We start from the raw sequence: 16,345 nt of genomic DNA, 5'->3' as shown, positions 1-16,345 counted from the left end.
CGTGTTGATTGGGCGCTTCTGCGGTGCATGACCGCGAGCGCCGGGTTGCCCGTTTGGTGCCTGGGCATCGTGCGATGCCCAGGTCTTGAAACAAAGGTCGAAACGTTGTCAGTCGACCATCCAGGTGTCTTTCGTGCCGCCGCCCTGCGACGAGTTCACGACGAGCGAGCCCTCCTGCAATGCGACGCGCGTGAGGCCGCCTGCGCACATCGTCACGGTCTTGCCCGACAGCACGAACGGACGCAGATCGATGTGACGCGGCGCAATGCCCGCTTCGACGAAGGTCGGGCATGCGGACAGCGCAAGCGTCGGCTGCGCGATATAGCCGGCCGGCTTTTCGATCAGCCGCTGACGGAACGCCTCGATTTCCGCCGACGTCGACGCGGGTCCTACGAGCATCCCGTAGCCTCCCGCTCCGTGCACTTCCTTGACGACGAGTTCGGGCAGATGCGCGAGCGTGTACGCGAGGTCGTCGGGCTTGCGGCACTGATAGGTCGGCACGTTGTTCAGGATCGGCTTCTCGCCCAGATAGAACTCGATCATGTCGGGTACATATGGATAGATCGATTTGTCGTCGGCGATACCCGTGCCCATCGCGTTCGCGAGCGCGACGCGCCCCGCGCGATACGCGGTCAGAAGACCCGGCACGCCGAGCGCCGAATCGGGGCGAAACGCGAGCGGATCGAGAAAGTCGTCATCGACGCGGCGATAGATCACGTCGACGCGACGCGGCCCTTGCGTGGTGCGCATGAACACGTAGTTGTCGTCGACGAACAGATCCTTGCCTTCGACCAGCTCCACGCCCATCTGCTGCGCGAGGAAGGTGTGTTCGAAGTAAGCGGAGTTGTACATGCCCGGCGTGAGCACGACGACGACGGGATCGTCGACGCCTTCGGGCGCCACCGAGCGCAGTGTGTCGAGCAGCAGATCGGGGTAATGCGCGACGGGCGCGATACGGTTCTGCACGAACAGCTCGGGGAAGAGCCGCATCATCATCTTGCGGTTTTCGAGCATGTACGAGACGCCGGACGGCACGCGCAGATTGTCTTCGAGCACGTAGAACTCGCCGTTTTCGCCCGCGCGCACGACGTCGACGCCGGCGATATGCGCATAGACCCCGAGCGGCACGTCGACGCCCTGCATTTCGGGGCGGTACTGCGCATTGGTATAGACCTGATCGGCGGGCACGATACCGGCGCGCACGATGTTGCGCTCGTGATAGACGTCGTGGATGAACAGGTTGAGCGCCTGGACGCGCTGCCGGAGGCCGGCTTCGAGTGTCTGCCATTCGCCGCGCGGGATGATGCGCGGAATCAGGTCGAACGGGATGAGCCGCTCCGTGCCGGACAGATCGCCGTTGACGGCGAACGTGATGCCGACGCGGCGAAACAGAAGATCGGCTTCGGCCCGCTTTCTCGCGATTGCTTCCGTGCCCTGCTGCACGAGCCAGCGTTCGAACCGCTGATAGTGCGGCCGCACGGCGTCATCGGAATGACGCATCTCGTCATAGCATCGCATGTCACGCCCCACTCTTTTTGTCGGATAGAAGGCGAATGCGCTGCGCATTCGGTTTTTCGATCACGTTCAAGCAAGCGTTATGCCATTTTTTGTCTTTCTGCGCTGCGCGCGGGATTTGTGCTGCTGCGCGCACTGAGATGGCGTTTCGCCGCCGATCTCATCGTAGCTTGCTGGCGTGGCGTGCGCCACTGCAGTGCGTGGTGTTGCTCACACGGTGCATGGGGGCCCCTGCGGGGCGGGCTTTGTCGGTTTGGCTTTTTTTGGGTTCGGTTTTTTGCCTTTGCTTTCGCCCCTTTGCTTTCGCTTTTGCTTTCGCTTTCGCTGGCATCCGCGATTTCATGTCGGTGTTCAGGCGTTGCCCCTGTGCGGGGCGGCACTTACTTTCTTTGCCGCCGCAAAGAAAGTAAGCAAAGAAAGCGGGCTCACACCGCCAGCCCTCGTTCTTGCCTGCGGGCCCCCAACAGTTCTTACGCTTCATGCGGCAACGCGCCCGTTTGCGCTCGTTGCCAGCGTGCTAAATGGACGCATCACCCACTTCAGATTCCCGCGTCGCCGACTGCGTTACCAGAAGCCCACCGCCGCCCAGGTGGCAAACTGTGTGTAGGCCATCGCGATCGAAGTGCACCACTCCGGACTGAAAAGCGGGATCGGTGTCGTAGGATCGCAAGCGCGTACGGTGCGACAAGCTACACACAGTTTGCCACCTGGGCGGCGCAGACGATTCGCTGTCGCTGGCTGGGCTGCGGGTGATGGAAGTGGGTGATGCGCTTGTTCAGGACGCTGGCAACGGGTGCAAAACGATGTGTTGCCGTGTGAAGGACGGGGACGTTGGGGCTCCTGGGCAATCACACGGGCTGGCGGTGTGAGCGGCTTTCTTTTGCCTACTTTTCTTTGCCGCGGCAAAGAAAAGTAGGTGCCGCCCCGCACAGGGGCAACACTAGCAAACCAGAAGCAAATCGCGGATGCCAGCGCAGACATCTCTACCGAAGGCATAACCCGGATGCCAAGATACCGCAGAGCGAAAATCAAACGGCGTAGCCCGCGCCGAGAAGGCAAAAAAAAACAATCCCCGCACACTTCCGCATGCGGGGATCGCGAAAAATCACCTTAAGACAAGACGGCTCGCGCCGCCATCAGGCGCTTAAGCTGCTGCTGCGTCCTTCAGCTTCTTCAGCGCGCGTGCCTTGATCCGCACGCTTGCCGGCTTCGCCGGGAACCAACGCTCCTGGCCCGTGAACGGGTCCTTGCCGAAGCGCTTCTTCTTCGCCGGAACAGCTTGAACGACGATCTTCAGAAGACCCGACAGCGTGAACTCGCCTGCGCCCTTCTTGTGGACCGAACCGAGGATCGTGTCTTCGAGTGCAGCCAGAACTGCCTTCGCCGACTTCGGCTCGACGCCAGCACGCTCCGCAACGTGTGCAGCCAGCGAGGCCTTCGTGAAGGTGTCCTTGATCGGCGAGGGAACGCCGGACGCCTTCACGGCGACCTTCTTAGCCGTGACTTTCTTTGCGGGAGCAGCAGCTTTCTTTGCAGCAACCTTCTTGGTCGGTACCGTAGCAGCCTTCTTGGCTACCTTTTTTGCGGAAGTCGCCATATTTCTCCTACCTCTAAGGGTCAGTGATTGCGAGAAGCGAACGCGATATGCACACGCTTCAACGCCGGATTCTACAAGCGCTTTCGCGTTCTGCGCGAATCTTTTGTGTATAACGGTTACGGTTTGTTGCGCGGCGCCGACTCCCTCGCGCATTTCGAGCCTGTTTTTAAGGGGTAAACGCGATCCTCAAGTGATTTCGGCGTACCTGTCCAGCGTGAATCGTCGAACCGATCGAGCCGCGCAAACCCCGATGCGAACATCGATATCGACCACGACATCAGCTGCGCAAGCGTCGGGAAAGCCCTACATAACGGCATGTAAAGGCCTACGAAGACGCACTCAAGTCCTTGATTCGACACGCGGCAGCAGCTTCGCGAGCTTCGTCAGCGCAGCATCGATCTGCTCGGCCTCGATGCCGCCATAGCCGAACACGAGCCCGGGCTGCGGCTTTGCGCGCACATGGAAAGGCGCGAGCCCGTGCAACGCAATCGATTCGGCGCGCGCCGCTTCGATCACATCCGCTTCCGTGAGGGGCGCTCTGAGGCGCGCGGCCATATGAATGCCCGCGGTCGGCACGATCGGCTCGAACCAGTGGGCGAGATCGCCTTGCAAATGCTTGAGCAGACATGCGCGGCGCGCGGCGTAAAGCTTATGCATCCGCTTCAGGTGCTTGGCAAAGTCGCCGTTCAGCATGAAGCGGGAGAGCGCCGTCTGCGTCAGCGAGCAGCCGTGCCAGTCGCCGATCTTTCTTGCCTTGCGCAGCGTGTCGAACAGCGACGCGGGCGGCACCATATAGCCAACGCGAAGTTCCGGAAAGATGGTCTTCGAAAACGTTCCCACGTAGGCGACGAGGCCCGCGCGGTCCAGGCTTTTGAGCGGTTCCATCGGCCGTCCTTCGAAGCGGTATTCGCAGTCGTAGTCGTCTTCGATGATGACGGCGTCGCGCTGTTGTGCCCATTCGAGCAACTCGACGCGCCGCGCGAGACTCATCGGCATGCCGAGCGGAAACTGATGTGAAGGTGTCACGTAGACGAGCCGCGCATGCTTCGGCAGCTTGCTCACGATCAAACCTTCGCCATCGACGGGCACGGCGGCGACCTTCGCGCCCACGGCCGTCAGACACGCGCGCGCGGGCGGATAACCCGGATCCTCGACGACGGCGATATCGCCGGGACGCAGCGTGACGCGTGCGATCAGATCGAGCGCATGCTGGGCGCCCTGCGTGACGATGACATCCTCCCAGTTGCTCGCGACGGCGCGATTGAACGCGAGATAACGCGAGATCGCGAGTCGAAGTTCCTGTTCGCCGGCGGCATCGCGATATGTACCGCGGCCGCGCGACTGAACGCGAAGTGCGTGATTGACGCAGCGGCGCCAGGCGTCGAACGGGAAATGCGTTTTGTCGGTGATGCCGCCGATGAAGTCGAACGGTGTGCCGGGAGTCGGTTGAGGCCCGAGGACGTCGGGGACTGTCTGCCAGATTGGCTGTGCCCGCGCGATTGAATTTGATATGCCGTGGGCCGAGTGTACGTGCGCCGGACGCTCGGCGGGCAGACGTTGCAGTCCTTCCGCGACGAAGGTGCCCGAACCTGCGCGCGCGTGCAGGAAACCCTCGGCGAGCAGGCGCTCGAAGACATCGAGGGTCGTTTTGCGGGACACCCCGAGTTGCGTCGCGAGGTCACGGGTGGAAGGCAGTTGAGTGCCGCCTGCCAACCGGCCTTCGATGATGCCTGCGCGCAGTTGCCTGTAGATTTGTCCCGCCAGGTCGTGGCGGCCTTCTACGGCGATGTGGATTTCCATTTGGTTCGATGTTGTGGTTTTGGTTTTGGTTTTTGGCTACGCCGTGGGGGACTCCGTAGCTTAACGCCGTGGGTGCGGTTTTGGATGCTGGGCCTCGTTGTTTGCTGGCATCCGCGGCTTCGACTCCTTCGCTGGCATCCGCGATTTGCCTTCGTACTTCTAGCGTTGCCCCTGTGCGGGGCGGCACTTACTTTCTTTGCCGCCGCAAAGAAAGTAAGCAAAGAAAGCGGGCTAACCCCGCCAGTGCTGGTGATTGCCTGCGGGCCCCCATCAGTTCCTACACTTCACGCGGCATCGCGCTTGTTTGCGTCCGTTGCCAGCGTGCTAACTGCACGCATCACCCACTCCAATCATCCGTAGTGCAGCCAGCGGCAGCGAATCGTCTGCGCCGCCCAGGTGGCAAACGGTGTGTAGCTTGTCGCGCGGTATGCGTTGGCGATCCTACGACACCGATCCCGCTTTTCCGTCCGGAGTGGTGCACTTCCATCGCGACGGCCTACACACAGTTTGCCACCTGGGCGGCGGTCGACTTTTGGTAACGCGATCAATGACGCGGGAGTGTGAAGCGGGTGATGCATGAGTTAGCACGCTGGCAACGGACGCAAACAAGCGCGTTGCCGCATGAAGCGTAAGAACTGTTGGGGGCCCGCAGGCAACAACTAGCACTGGCGGGGTGAGCCCGCTTTCTTTGCTTACTTTCTTTGCGGCGGCAAAGAAAGTAAGTGCCGCCCCGCACAGGGGCAACGCATGAACTACGAAGGCAAACCGCGGATGCCAGCGAAGAACCCAAAGCAAACCGCACCGCCGATGGCGAAAAAAAAGGCGCACCATAGAGGCACGCCTTCAAGAACATCACAAAACCGCCCCGAACGGGGCAAAACAAACCGTTACTGCGCGGCAGCAGCAGCACCAGAACCAGAACGCCCCGCCTGCAAGGCGTGTTGCTGATGCACCCGCGACAACCTCCCCATCAGCGGCAGCAGCAAAATAGCCACCACAGCGCCGGCAGCAGCCAGCCATCCAAGCTCGCCAAAGAGCTTCGTATACAGCGGCAAAGAGGTCAAAGGATCAAGATCCCCAGCAGGCATCTTCGCCAGATTGGCAATAACGCTGCCCAGATACTGCGACACACCCGTCGCGACAAAGTAAGCGCCCATCATAAAACCACTCATACGCGCAGGCACGTAGCGCGCAATCATCGCGAGACCGAGGCCGCTCACCAGCAGTTCGCCCAGCGAATACAAACCATAACCGCCGACCATCCACCACGACGACACCCGGCCGTTCACCGCAAAGCTGCCGCTCCACGCATAGACGAAAAAGCCCGCCGCCACCACCGCAAAGCCGAATGCATATTTCGCCGCGACAGGCACGTCCTTGCCGTCCTTCGCAAGCTTCGTATACAGCATCGCGAGCAACGGGCTCAACAGCATGATCCAGATCGGATTCAGCGCCTGGAACTGCGCGGCGCTCCATGTGAACAGATGCGTGCCGAACAGCGAGAACGTCGGGTCGACGTTGCGCAGCGCAAACAGCGTCAGCGAAGTCGACATCTGCTGATAGAACACGAAGAACAGAATCACCTGCAACGTAAGAATCAGCGCAGCGAGCAGGCCCGAACGCTCGGAACGCTCGCACTTGACCAACATGTACGCGAAGATCGCGAGAATCGCGACGCCCGCCGTGTACACGCACGCGACAGCAATCGACTTGTGCTGCAGCACGAACATCGTCGCCGTGCCGAGCGCAATCCCGCCGAGCGCGACGGCCAGCACGCGCTTCCAGCGCACCGGTTCCGCATCCGGCGCCGAACCGACGTGCGTCAGCGTGCGCAGCATCAGGAAGTAATTGACCACGCCGATCAACATACCGCCGCAGCAGACCGCAAACGCCGTGTGCCAGCCCCAGTGATCCTTGATCCACGGCGTCGCAAGCATCGACACCGTCGAGCCGATATTGACGGCCATGTAATAGATAGTGAACGCGCTGTCGATACGCGCATCGTCGCCTTCGTAAATGCGCCGCACGAGATTCGCCGCATTCGACTTGAACAGCCCGTTGCCGACCACGATCACGCCCAGCGACGCATACATGAACTCGAGGCTGTCGTTCGGCATCGCGAGCATCAGATAGCCGGCCGCGAGCACCAGCGCGCCAAAAACCATCGAGCGGCGCGCGCCGAGCACCTTGTCGCCGATCCAGCCGCCGATCGACGGCGATGCATAGACAAGCGCCGCGAACGCGCCCCACGTCAGGTTGGCTCGGCCGTCGTCGAAGCCGAGCTTGTCGATCATGAACAGCACGAGCAGTGCCGCCATGCCGTAATAGCCAAAGCGCTCCCACATCTCGATGAGAAAGACGGTCGAAAACGACCGGGTCTGGGATACGGGTGATTTCATGTGTTCCTCGTATTCATGCAAAAGCCGCCGCGCGCACGCGTCAAGCCGACGCTATGCCACGAGGCGAAGCTGGAAAAACTGGAGATCGTCGGTGACTTGCCGTGCCCGCCGCGCAATGCGGCATGAGGCGACGGTTCAGTGCGATACGAACGACGGACAGCACGGTCCGCGTCGAAAACGGAACAACCAGGACTTCAGCGGGAAGCCGTCGACGCGAAAACCGCGTGACGAAGGCTCAATGATAAAGCATCGCGCGTGCGGCCCGCGTTTGCGGCTGCATCGGAATACGCGTGCTCGATATGCGGAATACGTGAGGAAAGACTGCGAAAGAATTCGACATGCTGTTCACCTTCATGCGTCGGTGGCAGTCCGGTCGGGACGTACCGATCAAAAGACCGTCGCAGGATCGCTGCAAACGGTAGTGCCGGCAGATCGACCCGGCTGGGCCCACCCGCGTGAGGTGCGATTGTGCGGATCGAATCGCCGCTTGTCGCTTCGGGAATTCACTGACATGCATCCCTCAACTCCCGTTACGTCCTAGTGCATTCCCGAGCATCCAATGCAAATCTAATGACCTCCCTTCGTGATCTGGCAACATAGAGTGTTTTCTCGAAAAGATCGAAACAGGGTGAACAGCATCGGAGAGTTGTCAATCCACGCAAGGCTCGCACGGGGACGAGCGACACATCATCAAACAAGATTCGCTTATATCAAACTAATTTTGACGGACTAATTTGGTTTTGTTATGGTCACGACACTTGAGAAGGACACGGCACTTGCACTGGGGAGCAAGATCCGCGCGCTGAGGCAAAGACTGAAGCGCACGCTCGATGAAACAGCAACGGCAGCAGGTATTTCGAAGCCGTTTCTGTCGCAGGTAGAGCGCGGTCTTGCGTCGCCATCCATCACGTCGCTGGCGGGAATTGCGAATGCGTTGGGCGTCAAAGTGCAGTACTTCGTGGATACGCCAAGCGAAGAGCGCTCGGTGTGTCGAGCAAACGAACTGAAGTTTTTTGGATTTGCAGACTCGGCGAATCTGTTCGCCCGGATGACCAATCTGTCGGGGGGCCGTCAGTTGGAAGCCATCCTAGTGAGGATGCCATCCGGGCAAAAGCGTTCCGAAGTCACGACACATGCTGGTGAAGAGTTCATCTACGTCCTCGAAGGGCAAGTGTCGTTGACGCTGGAAGGCAAGACCTTCGTGCTGCGTGCAGGAGATAGCGCGCATTACGAATCGACGGTGCCGCACAGCTGGGCCAATACGGCCCGCAAGGAATCGGTCGTCGTCTGGGTGGGTACGCCAAGGCTGTTTTAGAAGGCAGGCATTCAATCCTGGTTGGAAGCGCTTCCGCATCGCAGGGGGCGCAGAAAAATCGGCTGTAGGATGCCTTTAATAATAATTGTAAGGAATCCTGCATGCTTTACACCGAACAAGGACCACCCCGGTCCACATCACGCGGATAACCGTTAGCGGCGTCCGTGCCGCTCGCGTTTCTCACCCGACTTTTTCTGCGAATCCAACCATGAATAAAACGTTCGTCTATACGGCGGCGCTGACCGCGCTCGTCCTTACACTTCAGCAAAACGCATCGGCTGTCACGATTCCGTCCGGCGCGACGCTCGCCGCCAGCCAGGAACTGACCCGCCAGGTGCCCGCCGAAACCGAATCGCTCGATCCCGCGCATATCGAATCGTGGACGGGCAACACGATCGGCCTCGACCTGTTCGAAGGCCTGACGCGCATCGACGCATCGGGCGCGATCGTGCCCGGCGTCGCGCAATCGTGGACGCGCACGGCACCCGACACGTGGGTCTTCAAGCTGCGTCACGACGCGAAGTGGAGCAACGGCCAGCCCGTCACCGCCGCCGACTTCGTCTACGCATGGCAGCGCGTCGTCGATCCGAAGACGGGTTCGAAGTACACGATCCTCGTCGAGTTCGTGAAAAACGCGAAGGCGATCATCGCGGGCAAGGCGCCCGTCACGAGCCTCGGCGCACGCGCCGTCGATCCGTATACGCTCGAAGTGAAGACGGAAGTGCCCGCCGCGTTCTTCCCGCAACTCGCGGCGATGGCAACGATGGCGCCCGTCGACAAAGCCGTCGTGACGAAGTTCGGCAGCGACTGGACGCGCCCCGCGAACTTCGTCGGCAACGGCGCGTTCGCGCTCACCGACTGGCAGCCGAACAACCGCCTCGTCGTCTCGAAGAGCAGCAACTACTGGAACGCGCCGAAGGTGGCCATTTCGAAGGTCACGTATCTGCCCATCGAAAGCGACGAAACGGCGATGCGCATGTATCAGGCAGGCCAGTTCGACTACACGTACACGATTCCGTCGGGCATCTTCAATCAGGTCGACAAGCAGTTCGGCCAGCAGCTGCAAAAGGGCTTGCAGATCGCGACGTACTATTACAGCCTGAATAACGACGAGCCCGTCTTCAAGGACAAGCGCGTGCGCGAAGCGCTGTCGATGGTGATCGATCGAGATCTGCTCACGTCGAAGCTGACGTCGAGCGGCGAAGTACCGATGTACGGACTGATTTCGAAGGGCACGGAAGGCGCGGCCGTCTTCAAGCCCGAGTGGGCATCGTGGCCGATGGCGAAGCGCGTCGATACCGCGCGCACTCTGCTGAAGGAAGCGGGCTATTCCGATGCGAAGCCGCTCACGTTCACCTTCACGTACAACACGAACGATCTGCACAAGAAGGTTGCCCTCTTCGTCACATCCGAATGGCGCACGAAGCTCGGCGTCAACGCGAAACTCGAGAACGTCGAGTACAAGGTGCTGCTCAAGCAGCGTCATGACGGCAAGGTGCAGGCGTCGCGCGACGGCTGGTTCGTCGACTACAACGACGCGATGTCGTACTTCGATCTGATCCGCTGCGGCAGCGTGCAGAACGACCAGCACTACTGCAACCCGAAGGTCGACGCACTGATCGACCAGGCGAACCAGCAGGCTGACGACAAGCAGCGCACCGCATTGCTGACGCAGGCGCATGAACTCGCGATGAACGACTATCCGATGATCCCGCTGTTCCAGTACTCGGCGGCGCGTCTCGTGAAGCCGTACGTCGGTGGCTATGCGTCGACCAACTATCTCGACATGCGCTCGTCGCAAGACATGTACGTGCTGAAGCACTAATCGGCAGGAAACGCACCCATGCTTGCATACACGTTGCGCCGCACGCTGTGGGCGATCCCGACGATACTCGCCGTGATCACCGCATGCTATCTGCTGCTGCATCTCACGCCGGGCGGCCCGTTCGACACGGAGAAGCAGTTGTCGGCGGCTACGCTCGCGAATCTGAACGCGCGCTATCACCTCGACGAACCGCTGTGGAAGCAGTATCTGCATTATTTGTGGGGACTGCTGCACGGCGATCTGGGCCTGTCGTTCCGCTACACCGACTGGTCCGTCACCGACCTGGTACTCAAGGCGTTGCCCGTGAGTCTCGGCGTCGGCGGCGTCTCGGTGCCGATCGCCGTGGTGATCGGCGTCACGCTCGGCACGATTGCGGCCGTGCGCCGCGATAGCGTGATCGATCATGCCGTGATGGTGCTCGGCAATATCGGCAACGTGGTGCCGCCGTTCGTGCTCGGTCCGTTGCTCGTGTGGGTGTTCGCCATTCTGCTGAAGACCTCGGACGGCCACGGCTGGTTGCCCGCGGGCAGTTGGGGCGACGGCGAGTGGCGCTATCGCGTGCTGCCCATCGCGCTGCTGACGATCATCAACGTCGCGCTGATCGCACGCGTGATGCGCGGCAGCATGATCGAAGTGCTGTCCGGCAACTTCATCCGCACCGCGCGGGCGAAGGGCCTGCCCGCGCGCACGATCGTCCTGCGCCACGCGATGAAGCCCGCGCTGATGCCCGTCGTGTCGCTGCTCGGCTCGGTGTGCATCTCGTCGATCACGGCCGCCGTCGTCACCGAATCGGTGTTTGCGCTGCCCGGCCTCGGGCAGCTCGTCGTCAACGGTGCAATCAATCGCGACTACACGCTCGTGCTCGGCCTCGTCGTGCTGACGACGGCCGTCGCCGTCCTGTTCAACCTGCTCGTCGACCTTGCGTATGCATGGCTCGATCCGCGTATCCGCTATTGAGAACGATGGGAACGCCACTTATCAACCTGTCCGTCACGGACGCGCCGCCTTCGCGCAGTCCGCTCGCGACTGCCGCGCGCCGCTTCGCGCGCAATCGCGCCGCGTTCGCCGCGCTGCTGTTGCTGGTCCTCATCGTGCTCGCGTGCTTCGTCGGCCCGCTGCTGTCGCCGAACAACGCGATCGACAGCGACTGGTCCGCGATCAGCCTCGCGCCCACGCTCGCCAACATGCACTGGTTCGGCACAGACGAACTCGGCCGCGACCTGCTCGTGCGCACGCTGGTGGGCGGTCGCGTGTCGCTCGAAGTCGGCCTGCTCGGCACGCTCGTGTCGGGCGTGATCGGCGTCGCGTGGGGTGCGACGGCCGGCTACCTGGGCGGCCGCGTCGATGCCGTGATGATGCGCATCGTCGACATGATGTACGCGATCCCCTACATGCTGATCGCGATCCTGATGATGACCCTGTTCGGCCGCGCGTTCTATCTGGTCGTGCTGACGATCAGCGCGTTTTCATGGCTCGACATGGCGCGCGTCGTGCGCGGCCAGACGCTGTCGCTGCGCTCGCGCGAATTCATCGATGCCGCGAAGGCGATCGGCGTCGGCTCGCGCTCGATCATCTCGCGTCACATCGTGCCGAATCTGATCGGCGTGGTGGTCGTGTACGCGACGGTCACGGTGCCTGGCATCGTGCTGACGGAATCGGTGCTGTCCTTCCTCGGCCTCGGCGTGCAGGAACCGATGACGAGTTGGGGTGTGCTGATCCAGGACGGTGCGCAGAAGCTCGAATCGACGCCGTGGCTGCTGCTGTGCCCTGCCCTCATGCTGTGCGCGACGCTCTACAGCGTGAGCTTCGTCGGTGACGGCCTGCGCGACGCACTCGATCCGAAGGACCGCTGACATGGCACTACTCGAAGTCAACAATCTCAGCGTGCGCTTCTCGCGCCGCGACGGCGCGCCCGTCGACGCCGTGCAGCGCGTGTCGTTCTCGCTGGAAAAAGGCAAGACGCTCGGCATCGTCGGCGAATCCGGCTCGGGCAAGAGCCAGACCGTGATGGCGCTGCTCGGCCTGCTCGCGAAGAACGGTGCAGTGAGCGGGGAAGCGCTCTACAACGGCGCGAACCTGCTGACGATGAACGACGCTGCGCTCAACCGCATTCGCGGCGATCGCATCGGCATGATCTTTCAAGACCCGATGACGTCGCTCAATCCGTTCCTCACGATCGAGCGACAAATGACGGAGACGCTGCAACTGCATCGCAAGCTGTCGCGCCGCGAGGCGAAGCAGCGCGCGATCGAAACGCTCGAACGTGTGCGCATTCCCGATGCCGCGCGCCGCATCGGCATGTATCCGCATGAATTCTCGGGCGGCATGCGGCAGCGCGTGATGATCGCGATGACGCTGCTGTCCGAGCCTGAAATCCTGATTGCCGACGAGCCGACGACGGCGCTCGACGTCACCGTTCAGGCGCAGATCATCGAACTGTTGCGCGAGCTGAACCGCGAGCGCGGCACCGCGATCATCCTGATCACCCACGACATGGGCGTAGTGGCCGGCCTGTGCGACGACGTGATGGTGATGTACGCCGGGCAAACCGTCGAGCAGGCGCCGGCGCAGCAGTTGTTCGCCGCGCCGACACATCCGTACACGATCGGCCTGCTGAATGCACTGCCGCGTCTTACGGATGAAGACGATCAGCCGCTGCAGACCATTCCGGGCAATCCGCCACTTCCGGGTGTCGCGTCGCAAGGCTGTGCGTTTGCGCCGCGCTGCACGTTCGCGGAAGACGCGTGCCGCACGACGCGCCCGGCCCTCGAACCCGTCGAAGGCGAACTGGATGCGCTGCGCGCGTGCCATCGCCCCGTGCAAGCCATCGCGGAGGTGCTATGAGCGCTCAGGAAACGTTACTCAAGGTCGACCAGCTCAGCGTGCACTTCCGCATCGCGCAGGGCGGCTACCCGTGGTCGGAGAAGGCCACGCTGCGCGCCGTCGACGGCGTGTCGTTCGATGTGCGCCGCGGCGAGACCGTCGGCCTCGTCGGCGAGTCCGGCTGCGGCAAGTCGACACTCGCACGCGCGATCATTGGCCTTGCGCCCGTGACGTCGGGCAGCGTGCAGTGGAAAGGGAAAGAAACGGTCGCAAGCGTTGCGAAGCGCGACACCACGCAGATTCGCCGCGACGTGCAGATGATTTTCCAGGACCCGCTCGCGTCGCTCGATCCGCGCATGACCATCGAGCAGATCGTCGCGGAGCCGCTGAAGACACATCAGCCGCAACTCGGCCGCGAAGAAACGCGTGTGCGCGTACGCACGATGCTCGAACGCGTCGGCCTGTCGAATCATCACTTGCGGCGTTATCCGCACGAGTTTTCGGGCGGCCAGTGTCAGCGCGTGGGCATCGCGCGTGCGCTGATCGGCGAGCCGCAACTCGTGATCTGCGACGAGCCCGTGTCGGCGCTCGACGTGTCCATTCAGGCGCAGATCGTCAATCTGCTGCGCGATCTGCAACGCGAGTTGTCGCTGTCGCTGCTGTTCGTCGCGCACGATCTCGCCGTCGTGAAGGCGATCAGCCAGCGCGTGCTCGTGATGTACCTGGGCCGCGTGATGGAGTTCGGCGACAAGCGCGACGTGTACCGCGAGCCGAAGCATCCGTACACGCGGGCGCTGCTGTCCGCCGTACCGCTGCCCGATCCCATCGCGGAGCGCGCGCGCGAACACGTGTTGTTGCGCGGCGAGATTCCGTCGCCGCTGAAGCCGCCTTCGGGCTGCGCATTTCGCACGCGCTGCCCGGATGCAATCGACGCCTGTGCGAACGAGCGTCCCGCCGCAACGGCGGCGGGTCCCGGCCACACGCAGGTCGCCTGCATACGTGCCGTCATGACCTGACATCCATTTAGCTTCACACGCCCTATTTTCCGCGACGCAGCTAGCCGCTGCGCCGAGGGAGGCGTTCGTTCGCGCGACATCGGGAACGGGCGAGAAAGCGTGACACGGCCGACCGCCGCGCCACTGTTTCATCAACTAGAAGAACGGAATAGCAATGACAACCCAACGATCCACATCAGGAGCATCGAAACTCGCGTTGCTGGCGGTCAGCCTGCCCGCGCTGACGATCGCAACCGCCGCGTTTGCGGACGACACAGCGGCACCCGCCACAGCCGCCAGCGCGGCTGTGGCACAGGCAGCACCTGCATCGCCGGCAACACCGGCAACGCCGGCCAAGCCGAAGCTGAAACACACGCCGAATACCACGGAAGTGCAGCCGGAAACCAACAACGCGCTCGTGAACGCCGAAGCCGATCAGTCCGTGACACCGCCCGAGCAGTTGTCGAGCCAGGCGAAAAGCAAAGGTCTGGTCGCCGACAGCCATCTGAACCTGCTGTTCCGCAATTACGCCGACGTGTTCGATAACGAAGGCGGCCCACATCGTCACGCGTGGGTGCAGGGCATGCAGGCGAACTTCGAATCGGGCTATACGCAAGGGCTAGTCGGCCTCGGTTTCGATGCGTCGCTGTTCGCAGCGCTCAAGCTCGACGGCGGCAACGGCGCGGGCAACATGGTGCACGTCGAGAAAGGCGGCGGCGGCTCCGATCAGCTCGCATGGGCGTATCCGGGCATGTACGACATCAAGGCGCGCATCTCCGAAACAGTCGTCAAATACGGCTTGCAGACGGTCGATAACAACCCGTTCATGGAACCGCACGACAACCGTTCGCTGCCGCCGACCTTCCTCGGTGTGTCGGCCGTGAGCAACGACATCCACAACGTCACGCTCGAGGCAGGCAGCTTTTCGAAAGTCAACGCGCGCGGCCACACGTACCTGACCGACCTGACGTCGTCCTACGGCGGCGTGACGATCAAGCGCCTGTCCTACTTCGGCGGCAACTGGGACTACTCGCCCAACGGCACCGTCACGCTGTACGCCGATCAAGCTGAAAACGTGTGGAATCAGTTCTACGCCGCGGTCTCGCATTCGATCGGCGATGTGAACACGGTCAAGTGGGCCGGCCTCGCGAACATCTATTCGACGCACCAGACGGGTTCCGCGCTGCAAGGTCATATCGACAACAATGCATATAGCCTGTCACTGTCGGCACAGCATGGTCCGCATCAGGTGCTGCTCGGTTATCAGCAGATTCTCGGCGACCAGTTCTTCGATTATGTGAACGAGACCAACGGTATCTATCTCGTGAACTCGATGGACGTCGACTACAACGCACCGCACGAAAAGTCGTTCCAGCTGCGTTATACGTTCGACGGCAAATATGCAGGTCTGCCCGGCTTCAAAGCGATGCTGTGGGGCGTGACGGGCTGGGGTGCGGATGCATCGGCGGGCGCGGCGTCAGGTGCAATCGGACCGTACACGCGAAACGGCGAGTATGTGCACGGCACGCACCACGAAATCGGCTTTATTCCGAGCTATACGCTGCAAAGCGGCCGCTTCAAGGATACGAAGATCACGTTCATCGCGATGTATCACAAGTCGACGTCGCACTACTCGGACCCGGACAACATGGAGTACCGTCTGGTTGTGAATGTGCCGGTGAAGGTGTTCTAAGCGGACTTTGCGGATTCCGCGCCTGCCAACGGAAGAACGTTCGCAGGCGCTGTCCGTTGTTCGACGACGCTCAAAATATCACCGACACCACGATCGCCAGCCACACCGAAATCACACCGACCAAAAACATCCATCGTGCGAAACGTACCTTCGAATCGTTCTCGTCGACGGCAACGGGACTCGTCGCCATCCACGGCACGAGCCCGAGAAACGCAAAGCCGATGATCGCGAACCCCGCGACGAACTTGTCGGCGAGCGTCCAGTCGCCGCCTTCCTGCAAGCCCCAGTAGCCGAGAAAGATGATGCCGAGCGAGAACATCGTCGCGGATGCCGCGCAAAGCGCCGGCACCGATCCTTGGGGCATGGGCATGGTTCACCTCGTG

At 61.8% G+C, this 16,345-nt stretch carries 12 protein-coding genes; 7 read left to right on the top strand and 5 right to left on the bottom strand.

The genetic code is table 11. The features are described from left to right. Positions 1-108 precede the first annotated feature (108 nt). From G3N95_RS20135 to G3N95_RS20120, 4 genes are all read right to left on the bottom strand, one after another. Positions 109-1,518, bottom strand: a complete 1,410-nt coding sequence (locus G3N95_RS20135) for a circularly permuted type 2 ATP-grasp protein (RefSeq protein ID WP_205971830.1) — start codon at positions 1,516-1,518, stop codon at positions 109-111. Positions 1,519-2,659: 1,141 nt separating this feature from the next. Next, entirely contained in the window at positions 2,660-3,112 is a 453-nt protein-coding gene (locus G3N95_RS20130) for an HU family DNA-binding protein (RefSeq protein WP_205971829.1), read from the bottom strand. A 339-nt stretch (positions 3,113-3,451) separates the two neighbouring features. Then, a complete protein-coding gene (locus G3N95_RS20125; RefSeq protein ID WP_205971828.1) occupies positions 3,452-4,912 on the bottom strand; it encodes a PLP-dependent aminotransferase family protein in 1,461 nt (486 codons plus the stop codon). An 887-nt stretch (positions 4,913-5,799) separates the two neighbouring features. After that, positions 5,800-7,311: an oligopeptide:H+ symporter gene (locus tag G3N95_RS20120; RefSeq protein ID WP_205971827.1), complete on the bottom strand. Its 1,512-nt coding sequence runs from the start codon at positions 7,309-7,311 to the stop codon at positions 5,800-5,802. A gap of 745 nt (positions 7,312-8,056) precedes the next feature. Between G3N95_RS20120 and G3N95_RS20115 the strand changes: the two genes are divergently transcribed. The 7 genes from G3N95_RS20115 (at position 8,057) to G3N95_RS20085 (ending at position 15,962) form a co-directional block, all read left to right on the top strand. Beyond that, the gene (locus G3N95_RS20115) at positions 8,057-8,626 is read left to right on the top strand and encodes a cupin domain-containing protein (protein ID WP_205971825.1); all 570 of its coding nucleotides are present in this window, start codon (positions 8,057-8,059) and stop codon (positions 8,624-8,626) included. A 208-nt stretch (positions 8,627-8,834) separates the two neighbouring features. After that, entirely contained in the window at positions 8,835-10,451 is a 1,617-nt protein-coding gene (locus tag G3N95_RS20110) for a peptide ABC transporter substrate-binding protein (protein WP_205971824.1), read from the top strand. Positions 10,452-10,469: 18 nt separating this feature from the next. After that, a complete protein-coding gene (locus G3N95_RS20105; RefSeq protein ID WP_205971823.1) occupies positions 10,470-11,408 on the top strand; it encodes an ABC transporter permease subunit in 939 nt (312 codons plus the stop codon). Next, positions 11,381-12,304: an ABC transporter permease subunit gene (locus tag G3N95_RS20100; protein WP_205971822.1), complete on the top strand. Its 924-nt coding sequence runs from the start codon at positions 11,381-11,383 to the stop codon at positions 12,302-12,304. The genes G3N95_RS20105 and G3N95_RS20100 overlap by 28 nt, the downstream gene beginning before the upstream one ends. A 1-nt stretch (position 12,305) precedes the next feature. Beyond that, complete coding sequence (locus G3N95_RS20095) at positions 12,306-13,295, top strand: ABC transporter ATP-binding protein (protein WP_205971821.1); 990 nt, start codon at positions 12,306-12,308, stop codon at positions 13,293-13,295. Next, positions 13,292-14,290 carry an oligopeptide/dipeptide ABC transporter ATP-binding protein gene (locus G3N95_RS20090; RefSeq protein WP_205971819.1) on the top strand — a complete coding sequence of 333 codons (999 nt, stop codon included), beginning with the start codon at positions 13,292-13,294 and terminating at the stop codon, positions 14,288-14,290. The genes G3N95_RS20095 and G3N95_RS20090 overlap by 4 nt, the downstream gene beginning before the upstream one ends. A 154-nt stretch (positions 14,291-14,444) precedes the next feature. Further along, entirely contained in the window at positions 14,445-15,962 is a 1,518-nt protein-coding gene (locus tag G3N95_RS20085; protein WP_205971815.1) for an OprD family outer membrane porin, read from the top strand. Positions 15,963-16,032: 70 nt separating this feature from the next. On the opposite strand, the gene G3N95_RS20080 is transcribed toward G3N95_RS20085, so the two are convergent. Continuing rightward, positions 16,033-16,332, bottom strand: a complete 300-nt coding sequence (locus G3N95_RS20080; protein ID WP_205971814.1) for a hypothetical protein — start codon at positions 16,330-16,332, stop codon at positions 16,033-16,035. Positions 16,333-16,345 lie beyond the last annotated feature (13 nt).

Origin of the sequence: Paraburkholderia sp. Tr-20389 (assembly GCF_017104565.1) — a bacterium.
Taxonomy (GTDB): Bacteria; Pseudomonadota; Gammaproteobacteria; order Burkholderiales; family Burkholderiaceae; genus Paraburkholderia.
Note: the sequence above shows the minus strand (reverse complement) of the source record. Positions and strands in the feature narration are given on the sequence as shown.

Coding starts and splice junctions, on each gene's coding strand:
- G3N95_RS20135 (WP_205971830.1), bottom strand. CDS start 1,518: ATGCGATGCTATGACGAGATGCGTCATTCCGATGACGCCGTGCGGCCG.
- G3N95_RS20130 (WP_205971829.1), bottom strand. CDS start 3,112: ATGGCGACTTCCGCAAAAAAGGTAGCCAAGAAGGCTGCTACGGTACCG.
- G3N95_RS20125 (WP_205971828.1), bottom strand. CDS start 4,912: ATGGAAATCCACATCGCCGTAGAAGGCCGCCACGACCTGGCGGGACAA.
- G3N95_RS20120 (WP_205971827.1), bottom strand. CDS start 7,311: ATGAAATCACCCGTATCCCAGACCCGGTCGTTTTCGACCGTCTTTCTC.
- G3N95_RS20115 (WP_205971825.1), top strand. CDS start 8,057: ATGGTCACGACACTTGAGAAGGACACGGCACTTGCACTGGGGAGCAAG.
- G3N95_RS20110 (WP_205971824.1), top strand. CDS start 8,835: ATGAATAAAACGTTCGTCTATACGGCGGCGCTGACCGCGCTCGTCCTT.
- G3N95_RS20105 (WP_205971823.1), top strand. CDS start 10,470: ATGCTTGCATACACGTTGCGCCGCACGCTGTGGGCGATCCCGACGATA.
- G3N95_RS20100 (WP_205971822.1), top strand. CDS start 11,381: ATGGCTCGATCCGCGTATCCGCTATTGAGAACGATGGGAACGCCACTT.
- G3N95_RS20095 (WP_205971821.1), top strand. CDS start 12,306: ATGGCACTACTCGAAGTCAACAATCTCAGCGTGCGCTTCTCGCGCCGC.
- G3N95_RS20090 (WP_205971819.1), top strand. CDS start 13,292: ATGAGCGCTCAGGAAACGTTACTCAAGGTCGACCAGCTCAGCGTGCAC.
- G3N95_RS20085 (WP_205971815.1), top strand. CDS start 14,445: ATGACAACCCAACGATCCACATCAGGAGCATCGAAACTCGCGTTGCTG.
- G3N95_RS20080 (WP_205971814.1), bottom strand. CDS start 16,332: ATGCCCATGCCCCAAGGATCGGTGCCGGCGCTTTGCGCGGCATCCGCG.